The sequence below is a fragment of the Sulfurimonas sp. HSL1-2 genome (assembly GCF_039645565.1).
GTDB classification, from domain to species: domain Bacteria; phylum Campylobacterota; class Campylobacteria; order Campylobacterales; family Sulfurimonadaceae; genus Thiomicrolovo; species Thiomicrolovo zhangzhouensis.
In genome coordinates, this window is sequence record NZ_CP147914.1 from 2,171,293 (window position 1) to 2,194,596 (window position 23,304).

A 23,304-nucleotide genomic window follows, 5' to 3' on the forward strand; every position below is an offset into this window, starting at 1 on the left:
TTCCTAACAATCACCTATGCTGCAGCGTCGCAGGCTCTTCTCACGATTTCATACTCATGTCGGAAAATGCGGAAAGATCCATCGGGGTACCGGACTTTCGCTTCCGGCGGTAAACATTCGCTGCACTGAGCAGATTCATCCCCAGCAGCATAAAACTCAATAACATGGCGAGCGCAGCCCATGGCAACAGCACATCAAATTCAAAGCTGCCGAACAAAAACAAAAACGACATCAAGGCAAGATAGACATGGAGCTTTGCGCGTTTTGGCGATATGATCTCCGTCATGACAGGCGCATCGAAATATCCCTGGCTGTTCAGATGAAACCAGACCAGGAATGGTACGATCTTGTACATCATCCCGAAAACCACACTGAGTGCAAATCCCCCATAGGCGACCAGCATCATAGGAATGAGGGCCGACTCACCGCTTACGGTATAACAAAACCACCCCAAAACCGCTAAAAGCAGCAGCGCCATGCCCATTCGCCAGAACCATACCGTAGCATCCGCTACGGGACGTTTCCGCTGCGACAGGCGCCGGAATGTGATCACAGCAAATCCTAACAATGTCACTGCAATGAATGTATCGAAAACAGCTGCATACGGCAATGAGAAGATTAACCAGATCATTTTCAGCATGAGTGACGCAAAGAGTATTGCCCAGGCCCACTTTTTGCAGAATCCTGGGTACGGGGGTGTCACATAGAACATCTCGATGACCTGGAATGCCACCGCTATGATGAGCATCCCCATCCATCCCACCAGGGCAAAACTATAATGGGAGGCGCGGATTGCCTCATGCGAAACAGACATTTCTCCCTGTGCAAACATGTAAAGCATTGCCAATGCCAAAAGTACTGCTACTGCAAAAGAGGCAAGTGCGATCTGCATCCCGCGTACGGTATCTTTGGCATCTCGCTGCCGTAGCAGGGGAGGAAGCATCAGCAGTGCCAGCCAGAACACGGCACTCCCCAGCAACAAGCCTGCCAGAGCGTATGCCGCAGGTTCAAAGCTTATGAACGCCCAGACAAGCATCATGGTCCCCGTGGTCAGCAACAGATGAACCGCAGTGGCATGGCGAGTCGGTACTTTGATGACGACCCCGGCGAGTACCGGCAGCATCTGGAAGAGTGATCCCGTCATTGCCATAGCGATGACGCCAAGGAATAGCAGATGGACTGCCGCAGCTGCCGACGGGCCGTGCGGCACGAGCATATCACTGCCGGAATAGAACATGAAAAGCGAGAAGAGCACTCCGAAGAAGGGCACCATGAGGAAAAAACGCAGGATGACGCCGATCGGTGGCGCCTGTTCCAAAGAGAGCCCCTGGCTAAACATCCAGAGACTCCAGGTCGACCGCAGGATCCCTGGCAATCAGAATATGCCAAATGCCGTTTTCATCTTCATAAGAGCGGTAACGTCCCCCCTGCTTCCCGAGAATATCAAAAAGTGGCAGCGGGTTTTTTCGATGAATCATGTGGAGCACTTCGCCCTGTGTGAGTGCGGCAAAAGCCGCAATCGCCTTTTCCAACGGCACAGGATGTTCGAAAATCCGCACATCCAGTTCGATCACATGCATTACAGCGCTTTCATCTCGTCAATGATCAGCGACGCATCGCCTTGCAGGGTATGGTCGCAGGCTGGGTAAAGCATCTGCTCCTCTTTCATGTTATGCTGCTGCAGCAGAATCATCATCGACTCCGCCATCCCGAGAAAACCATTCGAATCTCCGTTATCCAATGCCGTACGCATCCGCTCCAGAAGCCCACGAACCTGCTCGTGTTCCATACGCATCACATGTGTCGGGCCGCCCTGCATACCGGAACGCTGCTCAAATGCCGGGAAGAGAATCTCCTCTTCCATGGCGAAATGGTGAAGGGTCTCGCTGTTAAATCGTTCAAATGCCCCTCTGGCCGCTGCCAGATCGCCTTTGGCAACAGCTGATTCCGTCTCGGCAAACGCAGAATCACATTTTCGGTGGTCATCTCGCAGAAATTCAAGAATCATCATACATCCTTTTTTACTGCGATCTTACCCCCTTTTGGACCTTTCGCTCATTGATGTGAATCAAGATGCTCCGTCATGGCCGCAAACAGCACCCCTCGATCTCTATGCCGTCTTTTTCCGCATCTTCAGCCATGAGCCGATCGCAAAGCGGATAGAGCAGCTGCTCTTCTTTCATGTTATGCTGCTGCATCAGTATCATGAAAGACTCTCCCCACCCTAGAAACGTCGAAAAATCTCCAACTGCGAGCAGCTGCTGCATCTTCTCGAGCAACGCCCTGATCTGCATATGTTCAAAACGGATCGGATCCAGTCCCGCCTGTTCTTCCGCCTCGAGCCTTGAAAAGACACGAAGCTCCTCATGTTCCATATGCGAGACGGTCTCTTCCACAAACTGTCCGAACAGTTTTTCGGCCCTTTCTATGTCGCCGCCGACAACCGCCCTTTCAGCTTCCGCATAGAGCGAATCACACTGTCGGTGTTCAGCTTTGAATTCATCCATGATCATACGTTCATCCTTTTAAATCTCACAACTGTCATTTGAACAGAAACGGCTCTCAATCCCGTCGCTGTCGGAAAACAACCTCCAGTCGATCCGTGGCATTGCTGCCAGCTTTTCGTCATAGGTCTCTTTGCTGATCCCTTCGTAGGGCATCTGTTTATAGGCCCCGGTCTCAGAGTGCGGAAGCATGGAAACCGATTTAATGACCGGGGCGAACTGCGCCAGCATATGCTCAACCTGATGCGCTTCGGATTCGGGATCAAAATAGACGGTACAGCTCACCATGTTGTCACTCCACTCCCGCTGCAGCATGGCGAGAAACGCAAACTGCTCCCAGGCGGAAACTTCGGTGGCCTTTCGTGTCTTTCCCTGGTCTATCGGAAATTCGAAGACGGTCGTGTTTTCACTGTAGACGTCAGGTTCATGCGGAATGCCCGCTGCTTTGAGTACACGACAGACGGCGGAATCATTCCCGACGCGCATCCGGCGCAATGCATACTGGAATGTCGGGAAATGCATGCCGGAACTGACTCCGGCCAGTTGCGAGATTGTGCCTGATGGTTTGATTGTCGTTACCCGAATCGACGGCGGCACACCGGCATCCGAAGCCAGCTTACGATTTATCGACCGCACAATCTTGTATCCTTTGCGCAGACGGCGGGTCAGTTCGGTTGCCCCAAGATCATCGAGCATGTCTGCTACGCCGGAAAGGCTCACCCCAATACGTCGGTTGCGAACGACAATAGCATTGGTTTCGGAACGATGTGTCGGCATCAATGCTACCGTTGAAGCATAAAATGTCGCGTATTCGAGCACCTTGAAAAAATCGTTTTCTTCTGCGCATCGGGATGGAAAAACTTCTGCAAGGTTGCAGAGCTCATAGCTCTCAAGCGGGATTTCACTGCACGGATTGGCCAGCCACGCCTGATCATCTGACTCTTTACCGTAACGAGCATACTTCTGCACATTGATCAGGTTCATGATTCCCGGTTCTCCGTTGGCTATGATATGCTTGGCAATCATCGGAAGTTTTGCGAAATCCTCGGTTTTTTCCAGGACTACCGTATTGTTTGACATCCATCCGATCTCGGCGCGTTCGGGATAACGCTCATAATCCTTGAGCTCCAAAAAACTCCCATCATCTGCCGATCCCAAAGCAATTTCAGCGCTGCGGCGCACGTTGCCGGCAACGACACAGGCACCGATTGCGTTGAAGATGTCCGCCGTACAGCGCGTCGTTTCCGTTTCCCCCGAGCAATACGCGTCCAGGTAGCTTTCTATCCTTCGATGCAGTGTACTTAACGGTTCCGGCCCCGAAGCGGTACCGCCGAAACCCTTGATCGATGAGCCTGCCGGGCGGATCGAGTCGTAATCAAATTTGAACCAGGCTCCTCCTTTGGTGTAACTTTCGATCAGCAGCCTGACCGACGCAACCCACCCTTCACGGCTGTCGGGAATGACAAAAGGTACCGGGCGCGATTTGTCTGGCAGCGCGACGTTTGCACCATCCCAGGCCGTATTGAATCCGACACCAACACCGCACATCAGCATGTCCATGGTCCAGTCAGCGGCCGCGGAAAGATCTGCAGTGTCCACAGCGCCGCAGTTGTTAAGCGCGGCACCGCCGCGGGTATAGACGTATTCCGTTCCCATCGCCCAAAGTCCGCGCCCCGGAGGGAGCCATTTCATCTCGAACATCGCTGAAGCCATTTCCGCCGCATACGCCTGCCAATACCCCTCATCCCAATGCAGTCGACTGTTCACGTAATGCTGTTTTCTGACAGACATCACGCCGTTCATCACCCGGATGACCGTATCGGCCCAATGTTCCTGCGATCCGTCTTCTTTACGCCTGCTGTAGGTACGGTAATAGGTAGCCTCCCCAAAACCGCCGAACCCGAATGCCGGCGTTCTTTGCTGAAGCATATCGATGATCTGTTGTTTGAGTTCGAACCGCTCCGAAATCATGATCTCATTTTCACTGTCTTGCATCTCTCTTCTCCCTGAATGATCACCGGCAAGTATATTTTGATTCACAAGATCACTCCATGACTTTCGTCAAGTCAGATTGACGCATGTCAAAGCGCTGCCCGTAAACAGTGGTTATACTAAATTAAAAGTTGAAAGGTTCCTATGCAACAACTGCTCATTACCGTGGAAATCCAGTCTGTCGGCGATCAGTGGCAGCTCGATGTCATAAACACCATTACGCGAAAGCATTTCATTTGCCACAACCTCGACGAAATGAACGAGAATATTCAGATGCTATTTGATCTGTATGAAGGATACGAACTACAGGTGGAGTGGCTGAAAACGCCATTGGCAAGACCGGATCATATTAATGAAGTGCGACAGGAGATCGACAAGATGCAGCATTCACTTGAACAGGCTGATTAGCAAGAGTCTACATACCTTATCTGCCCAAAAATAGTGTGCTAAATCGTCATCCCTCCTGCTTTACAGTCTCATCACCACTGTCGTATCTTCTGATGGCATCCAACACATTCATTCAGTATATGCGCATAGTAGGCGGCAGTATTACTGTAGTCTTTCGGCCCGCCTAGACTCGAAGAAAGTTTGTCGATATTATCCCGAATTCTGAGCGCTGTATATTTGGCGTAACTTCGAGCAAATTTTGGGTCGTCAGGCATATGATAAACGAGTGCATCCCCATGCCGTTCCACAAAATCCTTAGAGCTTCTGTCAAGCAACTGCGCACCTTTGCGCATCTCCCAAGGTTTGTTATATAAAATTCCGTGCTGGATCAATTCAAGCGCCGATGCAAAGCTTTGCATCGCTTTTTTGAGTTCTTCTTTTTGAACATCTTTACTTTGTTCACCGTATAACATGCTACACACCAATAGTATGGCTACTACGCTCCACAATTTCATATCAACCTCCATTGATAATAATTATTAATAGTAGCCGCATTGCTTTTAAGGGTGTCTGACACAAAAATCATAATTCTATTAGTTGAAATATTTTCGTTGGGAAAGATTCAAAATTATCGGGAGAAAGGCTTTTGGCTATATCCATATACATTTTACATTAGAAATTTATCTCTAAGTACTTTTGATATCCATGTCATAAATGTGCCCATATCGTGCCAAAGAATGACCACTTTTGAAGAAATGTGAGAGTAAGTGATAGAGCTGCAAAAGCCCTTTGTCATGGTCTTTTGTAGTTTATTTCATTTCATTCGAGATAATCCAGTATCCGGAGCCACTTTCATTAGACGCTTTTTCCCAAACTCATCGTTGTCATGGCACTCACGTACATGAGTACGCTTCGTACTATTCCGCCTTGATTTTAGAAAAAATCGCCTATGAAAGTTCTACTGTGTAGAACACCCTCTTTTTACAGACTTTCTTTTCTACCCGTGATCCATTTCGTATCGTTTGCCCGTATGCGGTAGACCCCGCTTAAAGCTCGCAGGTGTCGTTCGAGCAGAAACGGCTCTCGATCCCGTCGCTGTCGGCAAAAAGGTTCCAGTCGATCTGCGGCATGGCGGAGAGCTTCTCCGCATAGGTTTCACGGGAAATCCCTTCATAGGGCATCTGCTTATAGGCGCCGGTCTCGGAGTGCGGCAGCATGGAAACCGACTTTATAACCGGGGCGAACTGCGCCAGCATATGCTCGACCTGGTGCCCCTCCGTTTCGGGGTCGAAATAAACGGTACAGCTGACCATGTTGTCGCTCCATTCGCGCTGGAGCATCGCCAGAAACGCGAACTGCTCCCAGGCGGAAACCTCCGTCGCCTTACGCGTCTTCCCCTGATCGATCGGGAATGCGAAGACCGTCGTGTTGTCGCTGTAAGCGTCTGCTTCGTGGGGAACCCCCGCCGCTTTGAGGACACGGCAGACGGCGGAGTCGTTTCCGACACGCATCCGCCGTAAAGCGTACTGAAAGGTCGGGAAGTGCATCCCAGAACTTACCCCCGCCAGCTGTGAGATCGTGCCCGACGGTTTGATCGTCGTCACGCGGATCGAAGCCGGCACCCCCGCATCCGCCGCCAGTTTCTGGTTGACGGTGCGCACGACCTTGTACCCCTTGCGCAGCCGCCGTGTCAGTTCGGTCGCCCCAAGCGCATCGAGCATATCCGCTACGCCGGAGAGACTGATGCCGATGCGACGGTTGCGCACGACGATGGCATTGGTCTCGGGCCGGTGCGTCGGCAGCAGGGCGACCGTGGACGCGTAAAACGTCGCGTATTCGAGCACCTTGTAAAAGTCGTTCTCGTCCCCGCAGCGCGACGGGAAGACCTCCGCGAGGTTACACAGCTCGAAGCTCTCCAGCGGAATTTCGGAACAGGGGTTCGCCAGCCAGGCATTGTCGTGTGCGTCTCTGCCGTAGCGTGCGTACTTCTGCACGTTGATCAGATTCATGATCCCCGGCTCCCCGTTGGCGATGATCTGCTTGGCAATCATCGGCAGCTTTTTGAAATCGTCCGTCTTTTCCAGGACGACCGTATTGTTGGACATCCATCCGATCTCGGCACGCTCGGGATGGCGTTCGTAGTCTTTGAGCTCCAGGAAGGTGCTGTCGTCCGCCGAGCCCAGGGCGATCTCGGCGCTGCGCCGGACATTGCCGGCGACAACGCAGGCACCGATGGCATTGAAGATGTCCGCCGTACAGCGCGTCGCGTCCGTCTCCCCCGCACAGAAGGCATCCAGATAACTCTCGATCCTTCGATGCAGCGTCTTGAGCGGTTCCGGTCCCGAAGCGGTGCCGCCGAAGCCCCTGATCGGCGCACCGGCAGGGCGGATCGTATCGTAATCGAACGCGAACCATGCCCCGCCCCTGGTGTAGCTTTCGATCAGCAGCCTGACCGATGCGACCCACCCTTCGCGGCTGTCGGGGATGACAAAGGGCACCGGTCGGGACTTGTCCGGCACGGCGACACCGCTGCCTTTCCAGGCCGTGTTGAAACCGACGCCGACACCGCACATCAGCATATCCATGGTCCAGTCGGCCGCGGCGGCGAGATCGGCAGTGTCCACCGCACCGCAGTTGTTGAGCGCGGCACCGCCACGGGTATAGACGTATGCCGTTCCCATCGCCCAGAGCCCCCTCCCCGGCGGCAGCCATTTCATCTCGAACATCGCTTCGGCCATTTCGGCGGCATAGGATTGCCAATACGTTTCATCCCAATGCAGCCTGCTCGTCGCATAATGGTGCTTTCGAACGGACATCGCCCCGTTCATCACCCGGATGACCGTATCGGCCCAATGTTCCTGCGACCCGTCCTCTTTTCGACGGCTGTAGGTCCGGTAGTAGGTTGCCTCCCCAAAGCCGCCGAAACCAAAATCCGGTCTACGCTGACGCAGCGCGGCACAGACCTTTGCCTTCAGCTCGAATCGTTCCGTGATCATCATCTTATCGTCACTGTCGTTCATCCCATCCCTCCTTGCAAGCATCTTTCACAAGTATAGTAGGATTTTCATACCACTGCCGTTAGTTCAGTCACAATGTCAGACAACGGCTTATGCCGACGATCGTCAGGCTTGGCAGTTTTAAAGAAGAAGGGGCTTAAATAGGGCAAGAGAAAAGGTCGGGTACAGCCGGGCGGAATGCTGTCGGGACTACCCTTCGTAGCTGCGTGCGATACGCTGGAAATCCTCCGAACGCGCCATCAGCTCCGTGAAGCTTCCCGTGTCCGTGATCTCGCCGGCTTTAAAGAAGTAGAGCCTGTCGGCGTGCTCTACCGTCGTGAGGCGGTGGGCGATCATGATGGTGATTTTGTCTTTCGAATAGGATGCCAGGGCCTTCTGGATGCGGTATTCGCTCTCATTGTCCAGTGCACTGGTCGCTTCATCGAGGATCAGGACCGATGCGTTCTTGTAGATCGCCCTTGCGATGGCGATACGCTGGCGCTGGCCGCCCGAAAGGTTGACACCCCCCTCTTCCATCGGGGTATGTATCCCCTCCGGCAATCCCTGGGCAAAGTCGTAGGCGTCGGCCAGTTTCAGCGCCTCGATGACCCGCGCTTCGTCCAGTTCCAGTCCGTACGCGACGTTTTCGGCAAGGCTGTCCTGCATGACGTAAACGCGCTGGGAGACGACGGCCATCTGCCTGAGCAGGGAGCGGTGATCATACTCCCGTACATCCCGGCCGTTGATGCGCAGCACCCCTTCGGACGGGTCGTAAAACCGCAACAGCAGGTTGACCAGCGAGCTCTTCCCGCCCCCGCTGTCGCCGACAAGGGCGATCTGCTCGGAGGGGTGGATTGAGAGCGACACCCCCCGCAATGCGCGCTTCTCCCCGTAATCAAGCGATACCTGGCTGAATTCAATCTCCCGGATCGGCTCTTCCAGGAGCGCTGTTCCCTCTTCGATCATGCTTTTGCGGTCAAGCACGTTGAAGATCCGTTCGCTGGCGGCAATGGCGTTCTGGATCTTCCCGTAGATGGAGCTGACGCGCCGCATCGGCTGGAAGGTCAGCCCCACGGCCGTCAGAAACGCCGTGAACTCCCCTACGGTCATCTGGTTGTTGAAGACCTGCTGCCCGGCGATAAAGATGACGGCGGCCAGCCCCGTGGCCCCCAGGACCTCCATCATCGGGGAAACGATTTCATTCGTATAGACCGCCTTCATGTTCAGCTTGAAGAACTTGTTGTTCTCCGCGTCGAAGCGCCCCATCTCGTAGGCTTCGGTCCCGTTGGCCTTGATGATCTCGGCGTTGTTGAAGACCTCTGTCAGACGGGTGACGACGTCGGCGTTCTTCTCCTGCGAACGGTGCGAAAGGCGGCGCAGGCGCTTGGCGATGAGGATCAGCGGATAGATCGCCAACGGGAGCACGACCAGGGAGTAGAACGCCAGTTCGGCATTGAGATAGATGACGTAGACGACGAGGCCGACTGCCGTCAGCAGCTCCCGAACCAGTTCGGGCAGCATGTTTGAGACGAAATACTGCACCCGGTTGATATCGTTGGTGATGCGGCTGATCAGCTCCCCGCTGCGGTTGGCGTGCAGGAAGGCCATGTCCAGGTGCAGCATATGGTCAAGCAGCTGCGAACGCAGCCGGGTGATGATATGCTGGCCGATATAGTTCATGAATACGGCCTGCAGGTAGCGCCCGACCGATTTGACGACGTAGATGACGATCATCATCAAAGGGATGTAGTAAAGCATCTGCGGGTCTTTCTCGATGAACATCTTGTCCATCAGCGGCTGCATGATCTGTGCCGTCGCCACCGTGGCGAGTACCGTCATAATGATCCCGATGAGGACGATGACGTAGTAGCCTTTATACCCCTTGATATACGGCCAGAACCGTCGGAACGTCTGTTTCATTCACTCCCCTTTTCCCATACGGGTTTCGCCGCTTTATATGCCTGCCGCACCAGGTACTCGGTCACCGCGAGTGCGGCGTTGTACTTCTGTTCGCAGGCACGCTGCTGTGCGTTGGCGGCATGGCCGGTTTTGAACGCTCCCCCGGCCGAGACGATGACCCCCGCGTCGTTATAGCCGCAGTGCAGCGCCGCAGGATCGTAGAGGTCCTCCCCGACGGCTATATAGGCCGTGTTGGAAAGGGTGCGGCCGTAAAGCGTCGGAAAGAGGTCGTTATGCGATGCACTGACGTTGCGGTCGAACGGTTCGGCCTTCAGATACGGCGGCAGGTAGAGGTAGAACGGTACCTGCTTGCCTTCCTGCGGGGGGTTGTCGTAATGCATGATCCCCTCGATGGTGTTGTTATCCGCGGTGATCGCGACAACGGTCCGTTCCCCCAGATCGGAGGCTTTGACCCCGTCCATGAAACGCCCGGCCATATCGAGGGCGTACTGGTAGTCCTGCAGCCGCCGGTGCGCCAGCTCCATATCCCCGGTAATGTGCGCCTGCAGTGCTTCCGTGAACTGCAGCGGCTTGGAGTCGTAGCTTTTGGAGAGGATATAGGGGGGATGGTTGTTCGTCGTCAGAATGTAGACAAACTGCGGCTTTTCCGCCTGCTCCAGCTTGTGCAGCACGAAGTCGTAGGTGTACCGGTCGTAGACGCCGTAATCATGCTCCTCCGCCCCGGGATAGAGCGCTTCGATGTCGCTTTTCCCCTCGACACGGTCGAACCCCTGGCGTTTGAAAAAAGTGCCGACGTTACGCCACGAGAGGTCCCCGCCATAGACGAAGTTCGTCTCGTAGCCCGCCGCTTTGTAGACCCTCGCTGCCGCCTGCGGGAATGCCGTACCCTGGTAACGGCTCTGCCCGTAGGCGATGCTGCCGGGACGGGCGACGACGTTGAGCAGAAACGGTTCCATCGATGCGATCGTCCCATTGGCACCGGAGATGAAATCGGTAAAGAGGATATCCTCGTCAAAGTGTTTTTTGAGCCGGCGCAGGATATCGAAATCAGGGCTCTGGTACTGCAGGATCGGTGCCCCGAAACTCTCCACCATGACGACGACGACATGGGGCGGTTTCGCTGCGGCAGCGCTATTGTTCGGCGTCGTACGCCGCAGGTTCGACACGAGATCGGCCGTATTGATCTGCTCCCGCCCGAGATAGTCCCTGAAGGCCTGCGGAACATTGCCTTTGTAGCCGCTGCGTTTGATCAGGTCGTAGCCGCCGTTTTTGTCTTTGAGATACTGTTTGAGCGCTTTCTCGAACGCAAAGACGCCGCTGCGCGGGATGGCGTTTACAAAGACGTCCGTCGAAACCTCCGGGATGTCTTTAAGCAGGGGGAAAAGCCCGAGGCTGCCCCGCGCACCCACCCCGACCAGCAGCAGCAAAATCAGGTAGACGGCTGCCGCGCTGAGCGGACCGGCCGCCGCGCCCGTCGGGCGGACATCACGGAAAAAACGGCCGACGAGCCAGACCAGGGCCACGGCGTAAAAAAGTACCAGGCCGATGATCAGGGTGACGTTGTAGTTTTTAAGGCCGATCTGCACGAGGGCCCAGGTATCGTCGTCGAAGAAGCCGAAAAGCATGATCGTAATGTGCTCGCCAAAGTAGGAGTAGAAGCCGAAATCAATCCCGACCAGGGCGCTGACGATCAGGTAGGTGAGCGTAAAGTAGCCCCGGAAGAGCCGTCTCAGCCACGGCAGCGGTACGATGGAGCGGGCCAGGTGGTTGAGGATGATCAGCAGCAACGGAAGGGCTGAGAGGTAGCAGACGAGCACCAGGTCAATACGCAGGCCGAGGAAGAATGCTTCGGTCAGTTCCTGCGCGGGGAAAGACACCTTCGCCGGGGAGAACTGCCAGAAAAAGAGCAGGCGGAAGAGGGAGAGCAGCCCCAGAAAAAGGAGCTGGAGTTTCACCGTCTGCCGCAGCAGGCCGAAATAGTATTGCGTCGGCGATTCGTTCAAGCGTCAATACCCTTTTTAAGGCGTATTATACAGTGTTGCACCGCTTTGGTATACTTTCACCAAAAAGCGACACTATGACACCGCAGCATCTCTCCCTTTTTTTCAAAGCCAATCTGCTCCTGACCGCGCTGCTTTCACTGGCCTTTGCCCTTTTTAACAGCCACTATACCGCATCCGCCTTCGTTTTCACGCTGGCTGCCCTGCTCTCGACGACGGCGACACTCTACCTCATCTACTGGCTGCTCCTGCGGCTCTTTTTCCGCTTTGCCCGTGTGACGGCGATCCTGCTGTCTGTACTGTTTTTCCTGACCGATCTGCTGCTCATGACCGACTTCGCCATCTACCGTATCTGGAATTTCCATATCAACGGCATGGTGCTCAACATCCTCTTTTCCCCGGCCGCCTACGACAGTCTCCAGATGACGGGCCAGGCCGTCGCGATCGTCCTCATTGTCATCGCTGCCCTGGCGGCGCTGCTGCTGGTCGGACTGAAACGGATCGCTCGGATTCCTGCGCAGAGGGCTTTGCAGGTCAACCGCCGGCTGAACCGCACCCTCGTACCCCTGCTTTTCCTCGTCATCCTCGGCGAAAAACTGACCTATGCCGTCGCCAACCTGCACCTCAATGGCGACATCCTCGAACGCACGAAGGTCGTTCCCCTCTACCAGCCGCTGCTGATGGACGACCTCCTTATCGGCACGTTCGGGATGGAAAAAGCGCAGAACGAGGGGATCAACGTCAACATCAAGAAGATCACCAACATCCGCTACCCGCTGCACCCCATCAGCGTCACCCACCCCAAAACGCCCAATATCTTCATCTTCGGGGTCGATGCCCTCCGCCCCGACGTTGTTAACGACGACAACATGCCGAACATGGCCGCTTTCAAACGCGACGCCGTCGATTTCGAAAACCACTACAGCGGCGGCAACAATACCCGTTTCGGCTTCTTCTCGATCTTCTACGGCATCAACTCCAGCTACTGGTTCGGCTTCCTCAATGCCAAAAAGGGGCCGGTACTCTTTGAGACCCTCAAGAAACTGGACTACCAGATCAGCATCGACTCCAGTGTCAACACGGCGTGGCCGGAATTCCGGCAGACGATCTTTTACGACGTCCAGGACGCCATCAAGGATGACTACAACAGCAGCAAGACCGAAAACGACCTGGCCACTGTTAACTATTTCAACGAGTGGCTGGGACGCCAGGAGCTGGGCAAACCGATGTTCGCCTTCGTCTGGCTCGATTCGGTCCACAGCCGCGCCTACGATGACGCATTCCGGAAATACACCCCCGACCAGGTCAGCAGCCAGTACCTGACGGCGACCGCCGAGGAGCGGACCGAGCTCTTCAACATGTACAAAAATGCCGCCTACGAGGTCGATGAGCGCTTTTCGCGCTTCATTGCCGCCCTCAAGGCAAAGGGACTCTACGACGACGCCGTCATCATCGTCCTTTCCGACCACGGGCAGGAGTTCTTCGAGCACGACCACTACGGCCACAACTCCGCCTACGACCGCGAACAGGTCGGAACGCCGCTCTATATCCGCCTGCCGGGCACGGCGCCGAAGAAGGTGACCCGCCTCACCTCGCATCTCGATATCGCCCCGACACTGATGGCGATGCTGGGGGCGGACAACCCATCAAGCGACTATGCACACGGCTACGACCTTTTCGCCCCGGACTACCACCGTGAATGCGCCTTCGTCGGGAACTGGAACGAAAACGCCATCATCTGCGAAGACGAGACTTTCGTCATCTCCGACGTCCTTGCAAAGGCATTCAACAACGAGATACGCGATACGAAGAGTTACGAAAAAATCAAACTGAAAGAGAAAAAGCGGATGAACGAGGTCCTGATCAGGAGCCTTGAGGAGAACCGGCAGTTCAGCCGGTAAAGTCTCAGGACACGTCCGGCAGATCGCGAGCGAACAGCACCCCTATGCGCTCGGCCTCCGGCAGGGAAAGAAAGCGCTCATAGTGACGCATGACAGCCTCTCTGTCCCGTGAACCAATCCTGTTGTTCCCGACGTAGATTCCCCACGGTTCCAGATCCTTGGTAACCACCGAACCCGCACCCACTGCGGCTCCCTCACCGATCGTCACCCCCGGCAGGATAACGCTGTTGCCCCCGATAACGACAAACTTGCCAATATGGATCTTACCCGTCTTCACATTCCTAAATTCATTCGCAATCGTCGAATTTCCAAAACCCCACTCCTTGAAGTCGTCCGTTCCGGTAATGAGACGGCAACCTGATGAAACCGCGCTCAGCTCCTCCATCACCAGCTCCCCACCACCGCTAACCGATGTAAAAGAGGCGATATGGACATAATTACCGATCCGTACCCGTTCTTTCGCATAGATCAGGACGAAATCATCGATGATCACGTACTTGCCAAAGTCAATGTTCTCAATCCCAATGATTTTGGTAAACTCAAATGTTTTTACGAAAGGAATCTTATACTTCCCCATGACTACACTTTCAGCGTCTTTTCGATAAGAGAAATGATACGTTCCTGATCTTGTAATTCCAATCCCGGATAGAGCGGTAGACACAGGATACGGCTAGCGATATCCCGTGAAACCGGCATAACCTGATGATTCGAAATGTAATTCACTGTGTCCAGGGAAGGATAGAAATATCTTCTTGGATAAATCTTCGCTTCGTTCAATGCCTTTTGTAACTCTAAAGTCTTCGCTTCGCTTTTCATGACAATAGGAAAATAACTGAAATTTCTGCTGCTCTGTAGATTTTGTTCCTGAAAATCGACTAAGCCCTCCAAAGCGTTCTGGTATCGGTAATGAACCTCTTCTCTTTTTTCCAGAATCAAATCAATATCATCCAGAACACACAGACCCATCGCTGCTTCGAGTTCATTCATCTTCGCATTCGTCCCCAATGCCTTGATTGAATCAGGACCGTCAATACCGAAGTTGATAAGAAAACGGGCCTCTTCCACTAAAGAATCATCATTGACAATAAGTGCACCGCCTTCAACAGTATGAAACAATTTGGTAGCATGGAAGCTAAGTGTCGAAACATCACCGTGCTTCAGGAGGCTTTCCCCTTGATACCGGACCCCAAAAATATGGGCCCCATCGTAGATGACTTTCAGATTATATTGTCGGGCAATATTATTGATCGCTTCAACATCACACGCATTCCCAAAGACATGCGTGGGGACAATGGCAGAGGTCTGATCGCTGATCACACTTCCAATCTTCCCAGGGTCAATGTTAAATGACCGCGAACCAATATCCGCAAAAATCGGCTGCAAGCCATTGGATACCAGGGAACTCGTCGTAGCAACAAAACTGAATGGTGTCGTCACTACCTCCCCTTCAAGCTTCAAAAGCCGGTATGCGATCTCCAACGCAATCGTTCCATTGGCAACGAGGATCATATTTTTCACACCTAAATAATCTTCCAGCCGTCTTTCAAGTTCCTTAACAAGCGGCCCATTATTCGTGACCCACCCACTCTCGTAAATTTTGTCGATGTACGAAATATACTTCTTTTTATCCGGTAACCATGTTTTCGTTACATTAATCATTCAAAGGTGCCTTTAAAACATTTTTCCACTGGGCAATACAGGCTGCTTCCGAAAAGTGCGCCTCCACTTCCCGTCGGTTTTGTGCTTTCGCCGCCTCGTCGAGGGGCTCGAGATTGACCTGTGCGATATCGAACACCTCTATGCCCTTGTCGCGCAGCATCTGCCAGGTGGTTACATCCCGGCGCAGATAAACTTTTTTCCCATAACCAAGCAGGGCGATAATGTTTCCAAGCGCCTGCTGCCTGCTGTGGTCGAACAGGGCGATATCGATCTTAGCGAGAAGGTCCATATAGGCGTCGAAGGGCATAAAATCCACGAGGGGGACGAATTTGTCGCCGAACAGTTCCCGGCCGCGGGCAATGACCCTTTCACGATACGTTTTATTGCCGTAGGAGAGCGGGCAGACCACCTTGATTTGCTGCGAAGCATAGGGGACCAGTTTCGCAAACGCTTCGAAGTGGTGATTAGAAGCCGTCGCCGAATTCCCCACCTGGATATAGACAGTATCTTCTGTTTTTTCCGGCAGCTCCATCGGCTTATAGACCGGGTAGAAGATGCAGTCGTGAAAGCTGCCTGTCGCCCCGTACCACTCACGGGCCAGCTCGTATTCGCCCCGGTTAAACTGGACGATACCCCCCAGCCGGCTAATCACCTTCTGCTTTTTGTAAAGATGAAACCTCTTCATTATCTTCCGTCTTTTCGCATGGTAGTCATAAAGATCACCACCCCAGATGATCCAATATGTTTTACGCGAAAAGCGCGGATGAAAAAACAGGAAATCGATGATCTGCCTCACAAGCAGGCTATGCAGAAAGACTTTTTCCGCCTGCTCAAAATACGGAGTCAGTTTTCGTGAAAGCAGGAAAAGATTGTGTTTGTGTGCCAAGGAACGTTTCAGAAGCACGACGTTCTCCGCATCAGGGAGTGGGTGTTTAGCCTCTGAAACGCCTCCGAGCACGACAAACAAATGCTCCTGCGGGTCAAAGTTTTGGTTGATCAGTTCGATAAAGGGTGCGATGAACTTCTCGTTCTTCATGATATGCAGATACTTCATCTGCTCTCCCCGGCTTTTTCCTGCAGTTCCAGCAGCATGACATATTTCATGTACGTGTGGTAGCCTGAATTGATGGAGACCGTCCAGCCCGGGATGCCGTGGAACATTCCCCCCTTCATCACGAGCTTTTTGAAGCAGTTGGAAAAGCCGTGTGTGAAAGGGTCATACCAGGATGCCCGCTTCCCTTTCTCGTAGAGCATCTTTGCCCCCCGCGCGGCAAACTTCTCCGTCGTGCGCATGAGGTGGGCATAATCATCAAAGGAGTAGTGCAGCATGTCCGCATCCAGCTCTTTGACGTTTGATGTTTCGACCCGCGCATGTCCTATCGCCTGCGAATAGCCGCACTTCCTCCGGTCGTAAAGCCGGGCGACGCGGTCGGGGTACCAGACCTTGATGAAGTGCTTCCCTACGAAGGTCTTGCGCTTGAATGAAAAGGCGTCATAGGGGGTCTGATCGAGGTCAAGTGCCGCAATCGCCGCGACGGCATTCGCGTCCAGACGCTCATCCGCATCGATGCTGAGGATCCAGTCATTCGTCGCCAGCGGGGCGCCGAAGGCTTTCTGGGGACCGTCACCGAGGTAGGGCTGCACCACGACTTTCGCACCGAGGCTTTCGGCGATCTCGCGGGTACGGTCGCTGCTCTGCGAATCGACGACAAGCACCTCATCGCACACGGGCAGCACCGAACGGATTACCGCTTCAATGTTGTTTTCCTCGTTGAGTGTTATAATATTGGCCGTAATCTGTTTTTTCATCGTGTCCCCGAAAATGATGAAAATCTTAACCGAATCACTATTACACCGTCATAAAAAGGGGTCTCGGTTGCCTGTTAACTACACCATCCATTCCGACTATACCGACTTTGAAAACGAGCTGCTCGCGGTCAAGGAGCAGTTTGCCTCTTCCAGTGAAAGCATCCACAAAGCGCGCAACGAACTGCGCATCGTCCCCCTGCACGGCATGCAGACCGTCATCAAGGCGTTCAAGGTCCCCCACCTGCTCAACCGTTTCGTCTATGCCTATCTACGCGATTCGAAAGCGAAGAAGTCCTACAACAACGCCGTCCGGCTGCAGGCACTGGATGTCCCGACCCCCCAGCCCATCGGCTATATCGAATTCTTCGAGCGCGGGCTCTTCGCGCAAAGCTTCTTCATCTCGAAGTACGAGCCCTACGATTTTACGATCCGGGAGGTACTGCATCATGAGGTAAAGGATAAGGATGTGGAGGCGATCCTCCGTGCCTTTACGGCCTTTACCTGCAGCCTCCACGAAAAAGGGGTCTGGCACGAGGATTACTCCCCCGGGAATATCCTGATACGTAAAGAAAACGGGGCCTACACCTTTATGCTCGTCGATATCAACCGCATGCAGTTCCGCCCCATCGGCCCTCTTGAAGGGCTGAAAAACTTCAGCAAGCTCTGGGCTCAGCCCGATGACCTCGCCCTGATGGGGAGGGTCTACGCCGAACTGCGCGGCATCGACGAGGCCCTGGCGCTGAAAGCCATCGCCGCTTTCGACCGCAAGACCAAAGCCGTCGTCAACTTCAAAAAGCGCCTCAAAGGGAAGAAGTAGGCCCTTTTATACCCCGAACAGCGCCGGGACCGGACGGACGGCGCGCCGTCTCCGCCCTGCACTCCGGCGTTCCGCCTCCAGCTGCCCCGAACGCTCAAAATACTTCTCCAGTACCGAAACCGAAAGAATAGCCTCACGCGCTCTGTCCCGGAACCGGGCCACGTGGCGGTGGGCGTTGGCGATGATGGCCTTCGCCTCCTCGGGATGTTCACTGTAATAGGCGATCTTCTCCTCCAGGTCGGAATAATCATCTTTGAGCAGGACATAGTGGTAATCGGGGATGAGGGTGCCTTCCATGAACCAGGTCTCGTATTTGGGCCGGGCCATAAACGCCAGCGAGTTGGAGGACATGATCCATTTGAGGTTCGAGGCGACATCATTGCCTTCGATGGAGACGATGAATTTGTACTGCAACTGCTCTTTGAGCGTCATTCGCCCCTTCTGCCAGGGCACGTCCCGCTCGAACTTCGTATTCGTCTGTCCGATATCGCAAAACGGGTGATCGTAATAACGCTGCACGAACGCCTTGCGGTGCTCTCCGTACGCCTTGCCGCGCCAGACAGCCATACTCTTTTTCGCCTCGAACGGCACCCTGTCGTTCACGAAGACAAAGTGACGTACTTTGTTCAGGTTCATCAGCACCGAATTGCGGTTGTCCCCGTCGATAGGGCGGCTTTTGACCAGGGTCGGCTGCGGCGGCACGTGGGTGATATCCCCGAAGAGGTAGGCGCTGCGGTACTCGGGGCGGAAATAGCGCCACCAGCCGTAAAGATCGAAAAAGTAGGTCTTTTTTTTCGCCTTTCTGAAAGCATCGAGTGTGTCGGCGTCGCTTCCCAGACGAAACGGCGTGTCGCAGCGGTTATAGTAGTGCAACCGCTCCTGCACTTCCGCATCCGCTTTCCCTCTCTCCAGCAGAGAATCGCGGTGCTGACGGAAGAGGATACCCGGAAGCGGGTAGGCGAGCACGTTACGCATATAGTAGGTAAACTTGCTGTTTCTGTCTGCATCGATCCGGAGGTAACGGCGGTTAAGCATCACCAATCATCCTTCATCCCCGGCAGCGGGGCATTGTGATTTTTGGCAATGTTACAGTACCATACGACATCCTTACGACACGATCCGGTTACCCTTCGGATACGTCCGGAATATGCAGTGAGAGAGGACAGTTACGATGGAGCATCCCGGAGCGCTTATCGCCCACGCCAACTTTGCCAAAGGGTTCCGCGGGGGCGAGCGGCAGACGCAGCTGCTGATCGAAACGCTCGCAGCGCGGGGCTACCGCCAGCGGCTGCTGGTACGCAAAGGCTCGGACCTGGGGCGGCGCTGCCGGGGCATCGACAACCTCACCGTCATCGAGATCGGCAAGCCCTACGCTTTTCACCTGGCCCGTCTCAAAGGGGCGGCCCTGCTGCATGCGCACGAGACGAAGGCGGCGCAGTTCGCCCTCTTCGGCAGACGCCTCCTCGGCATTCCCTACATTGTCACCCGCCGGGTCGACCACGCCATCAAAAACAATGCCTTCAACCGGGCCATTTATGCCCATGCCGCGCAGTGCGTCGCCCTTTCCGGAGCCATCAAAACGGAGATACATAAACTCGTTCCCGACACCGACGTCGCGATCATCCCCAGCGCCTGGAGCCGCCTCGCATTCGACGGGGAGAGTGTCAGCAGACTGAAACGCCGGTTTGAGGGGAAATTCGTCGTGGGGCATATCGGCGCGCTCGTCGATGCACACAAGGGCCAGGCCGTGCTCATCGAAGCGGCCCGTCTCCTGGCGCAGACACACCCGGACGTCCAAGTGGTGCTGCTTGGCGGTGGTCAGGACGAAGCACAGCTGAAAGCAGCGGCGGCCGACCTCGCAAACGTCACCTTCGAGGGGTTCGTCAACAACGTCGGCGACTACCTCAAATGCTTCGACCTCTTCGCCTTCCCCTCACGCTATGAAGGACTGGGCTCCATTCTCTTCGACGCCATGCAGTTCGACGTCCCCATCGTCGCCTCGGACGTCGGCGGTATCCCCGACATCATACACCATGAAGAGAACGGGCTGCTCGTTCCACCGGGCGACGCCGATGCGTTGGCTGCCGCCGTTGAACGTCTCTACCTGGATGCCGCACTGCGGGAGCGCCTTGTCGAAGCGGCACGTACTCAGCTTGAGCATTTTTCGCCCGGCGCGATGACCGACAGGTACGAGCAGCTCTACCGTTCCTGCTACAATCAGTAGCCCCTCAGCAGCACAGCAGCTGCTCGACGTTCGCCACGACCTCCGTAACGGGAATCGTATCAATCGGAGCGCCGGCCTCGCCGATCAGGGCAACGGCCCTGTCATGTTTGTGAAACCACTCATCGATCGTCCCTTGCGCCGTGTATGACTCGTCGCTGTAAAGAATGACACTCCGCTTTTTGTAGACCTGTGCAATGTGGGAAGGACCGCAATCGTTCGCGATGACGCACTTTGCGCGTTTCACTTTTTCGACAAGAGGCCGGATCTCCAGATTGTCATAGACCGCAAAACCGCTTTGCTCAATTGCCTGCCGCATCCCTTTTTCTTTGGCGCCCAGCACAAAAGCAATTTTGAGAACGGGGTGGCGTGCAGAGAGCACCCGCGCTGCATCGAGATAGTTTGCAAGCGGCCAGATCTTGTGTTCACCGCCGGCACCGGGCATGATCAGGATCTCATTCCCCTCGCTAAAATGTGTCTCTTCCATCGCCCTGTCGAGCAGACGCAGATAGTTCTGCGCCCGGTAAACGCCTGTCTCATGCGTCCGTGTCCGTGTAAAGAGCTTCGTGCTTATCGGGGAGGCAAATCCTATTTTCGTCTGAACACTCCCGAGGCCGACAAGGGTATTGACGAAACCCGACTGGCGCCGGAGATTAAGGGTGATCTCCGGTGCCAGCGCAAAGTAGCGTGATGCGAGTTCCAATTTGCCCGATTCAAGGATCACCTCATCCGCCAACCCGAGTTCTTTTAACAGGTTGGAGATCTTGTGCTTCGAAACAAGATGGATCTTCCGGCCCGGATAGACCTTTCGTAACGCTTCCAGCAGCGGGATATGGCAGATCTGCGCACCGAAAAAATCCCGGTTCTGCAGAAAAACCACGATATTTTTCGCCCGCGAAACGGATTGACGCTGTTTTCCGTCAGCCGGACGGTACGCCTGTGTTACGCTCTCAGCCGTCGGTGCCGTGAAGAATTTGAAAGGTTCCCGGAAACCGTTCCGGGCGAAAGGGGGGAAGTGCATTGCCTCTGCTCCTGCCCTGCCCATAACGGCGGGACATTTTAGAATAGGCAATACTACAGGAGCAAAGGACATGCTCCCGTCACGAAACGGTTACGCTTCGGTAACGCTCATCACGCCGTATCTTAGGCGTTTTCCGCTTGACCCAGTGTTTTCACCAGGGTGTCGAAATTCTGCTGCAGACGCGCCAGCTGCCGACGGATACGCATGCGCGAGAGCAGACGGACGTTGCGGTAGAGCCAGAACTTCGGCCCGCAGTGCCTTGAGCCGAGACCGTCAACAATGATCAGTTTTCCCCCCTCCGCACTTTGCCGGTAGATGATATTGCTCAGTGCGACATCGGCGAAGAGGATGGAATTCTCCAGCAGATAGGCCCCCAGCGCTTTCAACATCTGACGCCCCTCCTGCTCGGTAACGGCACCCGAACGGAGCGCTTCGTCAAAGGTGACAGGCGCCGTACCGTCCGCATTGGTGATACGGTCGAACATCAATCCTTTCCCCTCGGACGTTTCGATCCATCCGCGGCATTTGGGGAGATGATGGAAAGAGACTTCCCACCACCGCAGGTTCCGGTAGTATACCGCCTCGATACGGTTCTGCTCCCTTCCCTTGACCCCTTTGCGGTTGACCTTGATGACCTTCGACGGGTCTTCGGGGTGGACATAGCACAACCGTTCATTCCCGCTGCCCAGGAGCTGGGCCCGGCTCAGATCAAGCTGCTGCGCGTTGCTTTTTTTTTTGACGCCGACGCTTTCCATGGCCTGCATCAGCGTCTGCGAACAGTGCTCCAGAGGACGGGAGGTATTCAGGTAAAGGTAACGCGCCGACGGTTTTTCCAGGTAGAGGCGGAACATCAGCGTCCGGTAGCGATCGATATCTTCCGCTGAAAGCTCCTCCTTCCGGGCATGGATCACGGAAGCGGGGGCGTCAAGCTGAACGAGCAGCCCCGGCGTCGGCAACAGACCGAGCCACCGCTGCCATCCCTCCCGCAGTCCGCTATCATGGCCTTCGAAACGGCTGTTTTTCAGCAGAAAGTCAAAATAGTACCGGTCGGCGAGCAGGTAGCCTTTCAGCTGTGTCTGCAGCCACAGCAGCGGATAGCGGAGCAGTGCGATCCCCAGTACCACGCCGCCGCAATAGTCGTCGACCTGGTTCTTCTCCGGCTTCATCCCCATCGCTTTTATCGTCCGCAGGCGCATCACGGGCAGGGCCGCTTTGTAGAGCAGCGACTTCCGGAACATCTTTTTGAAGCGGTAATACGAGGTCTTGCCTGTGGCGCCGCATGCCGCTTCAATCAGTGTGGTCTTGCCGACGCCGTCAGGTCCGATGAACGGGATCAGCCTGCGGTTGGTGCGTTTTTTCATCCGGAAACGGTGCCACTCTTCAAAGAAGCGTGCGCGTTTCTCCTCCCAATAGCGTGTTTTATCACCTCGAGCCCGCAGAATGCCCAGCGCCATCAGTTCGCGGTTCGCCTCATGGGCGACGGCCTTGATGCCCTGCGACGGCAATCTCCGGAAGAGTGCCGTGATAACGTCCTCTCCACGCGCTTCCGCTTCCTGCAGATAATAGGCAACGCGCCGCGCCACCTCTTCCGCATCGAGGCGCTTGTTTTTGGTGTAGAGGTGCGAAAGGTAGTAGAGGGCTTCTATGGGAAAAGGAAGTGTCATTCTTCCCGCTTCCACTGCACCGAGCATATGTGCGAGATCCTCCCAGAATATCCGCTTGAGCGATGCGCCTTCGGGGTCATGGACCTGCAGGTGGTTCCAGATCTCCAGCGTAATGAACGCGGGCGATTCCGTATCGTAAAGAAGCAGTTTCAGTTTCCCGCTCTTCGTCTGGTCAATACCGAACGCGATAGTGGCTTCGCTCGCCATCTCAAACAGCAGTGTCAGGAAAGCTTTGCGCTGCTCCTGCGGAAGAATAAAGTCATAATCACCGTGAAATGCGTACTCCTCGCTGATGGGACGGTGACGCAGCTGGACCAGCGTCAGCCCCTGGCGTCTCACCTCATCCAGCACTTCCCGGAACAGTTGCAAGGTACTATTTTCACTCACAGCACTCACCTACTGCCAGCCGGTCC

Annotated in this window: 20 protein-coding genes; 4 read left to right on the plus strand and 16 right to left on the minus strand. The window is 54.9% G+C overall.

Features of this window, described 5'->3' with window-relative positions:
- Positions 1-40 precede the first annotated feature (40 nt).
- The 5 genes from WCX18_RS11110 to WCX18_RS11130 form a co-directional block, all read right to left on the minus strand.
- Positions 41-1,318 carry a hypothetical protein gene (locus tag WCX18_RS11110; RefSeq protein WP_345987807.1) on the minus strand — a complete coding sequence of 426 codons (1,278 nt, stop codon included), beginning with the start codon at positions 1,316-1,318 and terminating at the stop codon, positions 41-43.
- A gap of 13 nt (positions 1,319-1,331) precedes the next feature.
- Positions 1,332-1,580 (minus strand): DUF2249 domain-containing protein, encoded by a 249-nt coding sequence (locus tag WCX18_RS11115; RefSeq protein ID WP_345987809.1) that lies wholly within the window; start codon positions 1,578-1,580, stop codon positions 1,332-1,334.
- Positions 1,580-2,011 carry a hemerythrin domain-containing protein gene (locus WCX18_RS11120; protein WP_345987812.1) on the minus strand — a complete coding sequence of 144 codons (432 nt, stop codon included), beginning with the start codon at positions 2,009-2,011 and terminating at the stop codon, positions 1,580-1,582. Before WCX18_RS11120 ends, WCX18_RS11115 begins: the two co-directional genes overlap by 1 nt.
- Positions 2,012-2,081: 70 nt before the next feature.
- Positions 2,082-2,513 (minus strand): hemerythrin domain-containing protein, encoded by a 432-nt coding sequence (locus tag WCX18_RS11125; RefSeq protein WP_345987814.1) that lies wholly within the window; start codon positions 2,511-2,513, stop codon positions 2,082-2,084.
- A 12-nt stretch (positions 2,514-2,525) separates the two neighbouring features.
- Complete coding sequence (locus WCX18_RS11130) at positions 2,526-4,499, minus strand: fused protease/ribonucleoside-triphosphate reductase (protein WP_345987816.1); 1,974 nt, start codon at positions 4,497-4,499, stop codon at positions 2,526-2,528.
- Positions 4,500-4,640: 141 nt separating this feature from the next.
- Here WCX18_RS11130 and WCX18_RS11135 point away from each other — a divergent pair, with 141 nt between their 5' ends.
- Entirely contained in the window at positions 4,641-4,904 is a 264-nt protein-coding gene (locus WCX18_RS11135) for a hypothetical protein (protein WP_345987818.1), read from the plus strand.
- Between the two features lie 71 nt (positions 4,905-4,975).
- Here the strand turns inward: WCX18_RS11135 and WCX18_RS11140 are convergent, their stop codons facing one another.
- The 4 genes from WCX18_RS11140 to WCX18_RS11155 form a co-directional block, all read right to left on the minus strand.
- On the minus strand, positions 4,976-5,356 hold the full coding sequence (locus WCX18_RS11140; RefSeq protein ID WP_345987821.1) for a hypothetical protein: 381 nt from the start codon (positions 5,354-5,356) through the stop codon (positions 4,976-4,978).
- A 573-nt stretch (positions 5,357-5,929) separates the two neighbouring features.
- Positions 5,930-7,903, minus strand: a complete 1,974-nt coding sequence (locus WCX18_RS11145; protein ID WP_345987824.1) for a fused protease/ribonucleoside-triphosphate reductase — start codon at positions 7,901-7,903, stop codon at positions 5,930-5,932.
- A gap of 186 nt (positions 7,904-8,089) precedes the next feature.
- Positions 8,090-9,799, minus strand: a complete 1,710-nt coding sequence (locus WCX18_RS11150) for an ABC transporter ATP-binding protein (RefSeq protein WP_345987827.1) — start codon at positions 9,797-9,799, stop codon at positions 8,090-8,092.
- On the minus strand, positions 9,796-11,802 hold the full coding sequence (locus WCX18_RS11155; protein ID WP_345987830.1) for an LTA synthase family protein: 2,007 nt from the start codon (positions 11,800-11,802) through the stop codon (positions 9,796-9,798). The genes WCX18_RS11150 and WCX18_RS11155 overlap by 4 nt, the downstream gene beginning before the upstream one ends.
- Before the next feature lie 74 nt (positions 11,803-11,876).
- Between WCX18_RS11155 and WCX18_RS11160 the strand changes: the two genes are divergently transcribed.
- Positions 11,877-13,700, plus strand: coding sequence for a sulfatase-like hydrolase/transferase (locus WCX18_RS11160; RefSeq protein WP_345987832.1), 1,824 nt, complete (start codon positions 11,877-11,879; stop codon positions 13,698-13,700).
- A gap of 4 nt (positions 13,701-13,704) precedes the next feature.
- On the opposite strand, the gene WCX18_RS11165 is transcribed toward WCX18_RS11160, so the two are convergent.
- The 4 genes from WCX18_RS11165 to WCX18_RS11180 are packed head-to-tail and all read right to left on the minus strand — an operon-like array spanning position 13,705 to position 17,168.
- Complete coding sequence (locus tag WCX18_RS11165) at positions 13,705-14,277, minus strand: acyltransferase (protein WP_345987833.1); 573 nt, start codon at positions 14,275-14,277, stop codon at positions 13,705-13,707.
- Positions 14,278-14,279: 2 nt separating this feature from the next.
- Positions 14,280-15,359 carry a DegT/DnrJ/EryC1/StrS family aminotransferase gene (locus WCX18_RS11170; RefSeq protein WP_345987835.1) on the minus strand — a complete coding sequence of 360 codons (1,080 nt, stop codon included), beginning with the start codon at positions 15,357-15,359 and terminating at the stop codon, positions 14,280-14,282.
- The gene (locus WCX18_RS11175) at positions 15,352-16,413 is read right to left on the minus strand and encodes a TDP-N-acetylfucosamine:lipid II N-acetylfucosaminyltransferase (RefSeq protein WP_345987839.1); all 1,062 of its coding nucleotides are present in this window, start codon (positions 16,411-16,413) and stop codon (positions 15,352-15,354) included. Before WCX18_RS11175 ends, WCX18_RS11170 begins: the two co-directional genes overlap by 8 nt.
- The gene (locus tag WCX18_RS11180) at positions 16,410-17,168 is read right to left on the minus strand and encodes a glycosyltransferase family 2 protein (protein ID WP_345987842.1); all 759 of its coding nucleotides are present in this window, start codon (positions 17,166-17,168) and stop codon (positions 16,410-16,412) included. The genes WCX18_RS11175 and WCX18_RS11180 overlap by 4 nt, the downstream gene beginning before the upstream one ends.
- A 67-nt stretch (positions 17,169-17,235) precedes the next feature.
- Between WCX18_RS11180 and WCX18_RS11185 the strand changes: the two genes are divergently transcribed.
- Positions 17,236-17,985, plus strand: a complete 750-nt coding sequence (locus WCX18_RS11185) for a lipopolysaccharide kinase InaA family protein (RefSeq protein ID WP_345987845.1) — start codon at positions 17,236-17,238, stop codon at positions 17,983-17,985.
- Between the two features lie 6 nt (positions 17,986-17,991).
- On the opposite strand, the gene WCX18_RS11190 is transcribed toward WCX18_RS11185, so the two are convergent.
- Positions 17,992-19,020 carry a glycosyl transferase family 90 gene (locus WCX18_RS11190; protein ID WP_345990809.1) on the minus strand — a complete coding sequence of 343 codons (1,029 nt, stop codon included), beginning with the start codon at positions 19,018-19,020 and terminating at the stop codon, positions 17,992-17,994.
- A 136-nt stretch (positions 19,021-19,156) separates the two neighbouring features.
- On the opposite strand from WCX18_RS11190, the gene WCX18_RS11195 reads away from it, so the two are divergent.
- On the plus strand, positions 19,157-20,209 hold the full coding sequence (locus WCX18_RS11195) for a glycosyltransferase family 4 protein (protein ID WP_345987848.1): 1,053 nt from the start codon (positions 19,157-19,159) through the stop codon (positions 20,207-20,209).
- Between the two features lie 4 nt (positions 20,210-20,213).
- Here the strand turns inward: WCX18_RS11195 and WCX18_RS11200 are convergent, their stop codons facing one another.
- Together WCX18_RS11200 and WCX18_RS11205 are read right to left on the minus strand one after the other, a co-directional pair.
- Positions 20,214-21,227, minus strand: coding sequence for a glycosyltransferase family 9 protein (locus WCX18_RS11200; RefSeq protein ID WP_345987850.1), 1,014 nt, complete (start codon positions 21,225-21,227; stop codon positions 20,214-20,216).
- A gap of 122 nt (positions 21,228-21,349) precedes the next feature.
- A complete protein-coding gene (locus tag WCX18_RS11205; protein ID WP_345987852.1) occupies positions 21,350-23,260 on the minus strand; it encodes a YrbL family protein in 1,911 nt (636 codons plus the stop codon).
- Positions 23,261-23,304 lie beyond the last annotated feature (44 nt).

What these genes read in the sequence shown, in the direction of transcription:
- WCX18_RS11115 (WP_345987809.1), bottom strand. Translation starts at nt 1,580, where the DNA reads ATGCATGTGATCGAACTGGATGTGCGGATTTTCGAACATCCTGTGCCG.
- WCX18_RS11120 (WP_345987812.1), bottom strand. Translation starts at nt 2,011, where the DNA reads ATGATGATTCTTGAATTTCTGCGAGATGACCACCGAAAATGTGATTCT.
- WCX18_RS11125 (WP_345987814.1), bottom strand. Translation starts at nt 2,513, where the DNA reads ATGATCATGGATGAATTCAAAGCTGAACACCGACAGTGTGATTCGCTC.
- WCX18_RS11130 (WP_345987816.1), bottom strand. Translation starts at nt 4,499, where the DNA reads ATGCAAGACAGTGAAAATGAGATCATGATTTCGGAGCGGTTCGAACTC.
- WCX18_RS11135 (WP_345987818.1), top strand. Translation starts at nt 4,641, where the DNA reads ATGCAACAACTGCTCATTACCGTGGAAATCCAGTCTGTCGGCGATCAG.
- WCX18_RS11140 (WP_345987821.1), bottom strand. Translation starts at nt 5,356, where the DNA reads ATGTTATACGGTGAACAAAGTAAAGATGTTCAAAAAGAAGAACTCAAA.
- WCX18_RS11145 (WP_345987824.1), bottom strand. Translation starts at nt 7,903, where the DNA reads ATGAACGACAGTGACGATAAGATGATGATCACGGAACGATTCGAGCTG.
- WCX18_RS11150 (WP_345987827.1), bottom strand. Translation starts at nt 9,799, where the DNA reads ATGAAACAGACGTTCCGACGGTTCTGGCCGTATATCAAGGGGTATAAA.
- WCX18_RS11160 (WP_345987832.1), top strand. Translation starts at nt 11,877, where the DNA reads ATGACACCGCAGCATCTCTCCCTTTTTTTCAAAGCCAATCTGCTCCTG.
- WCX18_RS11165 (WP_345987833.1), bottom strand. Translation starts at nt 14,277, where the DNA reads ATGGGGAAGTATAAGATTCCTTTCGTAAAAACATTTGAGTTTACCAAA.
- WCX18_RS11170 (WP_345987835.1), bottom strand. Translation starts at nt 15,359, where the DNA reads ATGATTAATGTAACGAAAACATGGTTACCGGATAAAAAGAAGTATATT.
- WCX18_RS11175 (WP_345987839.1), bottom strand. Translation starts at nt 16,413, where the DNA reads ATGAAGTATCTGCATATCATGAAGAACGAGAAGTTCATCGCACCCTTT.
- WCX18_RS11180 (WP_345987842.1), bottom strand. Translation starts at nt 17,168, where the DNA reads ATGAAAAAACAGATTACGGCCAATATTATAACACTCAACGAGGAAAAC.
- WCX18_RS11190 (WP_345990809.1), bottom strand. Translation starts at nt 19,020, where the DNA reads ATGCTTAACCGCCGTTACCTCCGGATCGATGCAGACAGAAACAGCAAG.
- WCX18_RS11195 (WP_345987848.1), top strand. Translation starts at nt 19,157, where the DNA reads ATGGAGCATCCCGGAGCGCTTATCGCCCACGCCAACTTTGCCAAAGGG.
- WCX18_RS11200 (WP_345987850.1), bottom strand. Translation starts at nt 21,227, where the DNA reads ATGCACTTCCCCCCTTTCGCCCGGAACGGTTTCCGGGAACCTTTCAAA.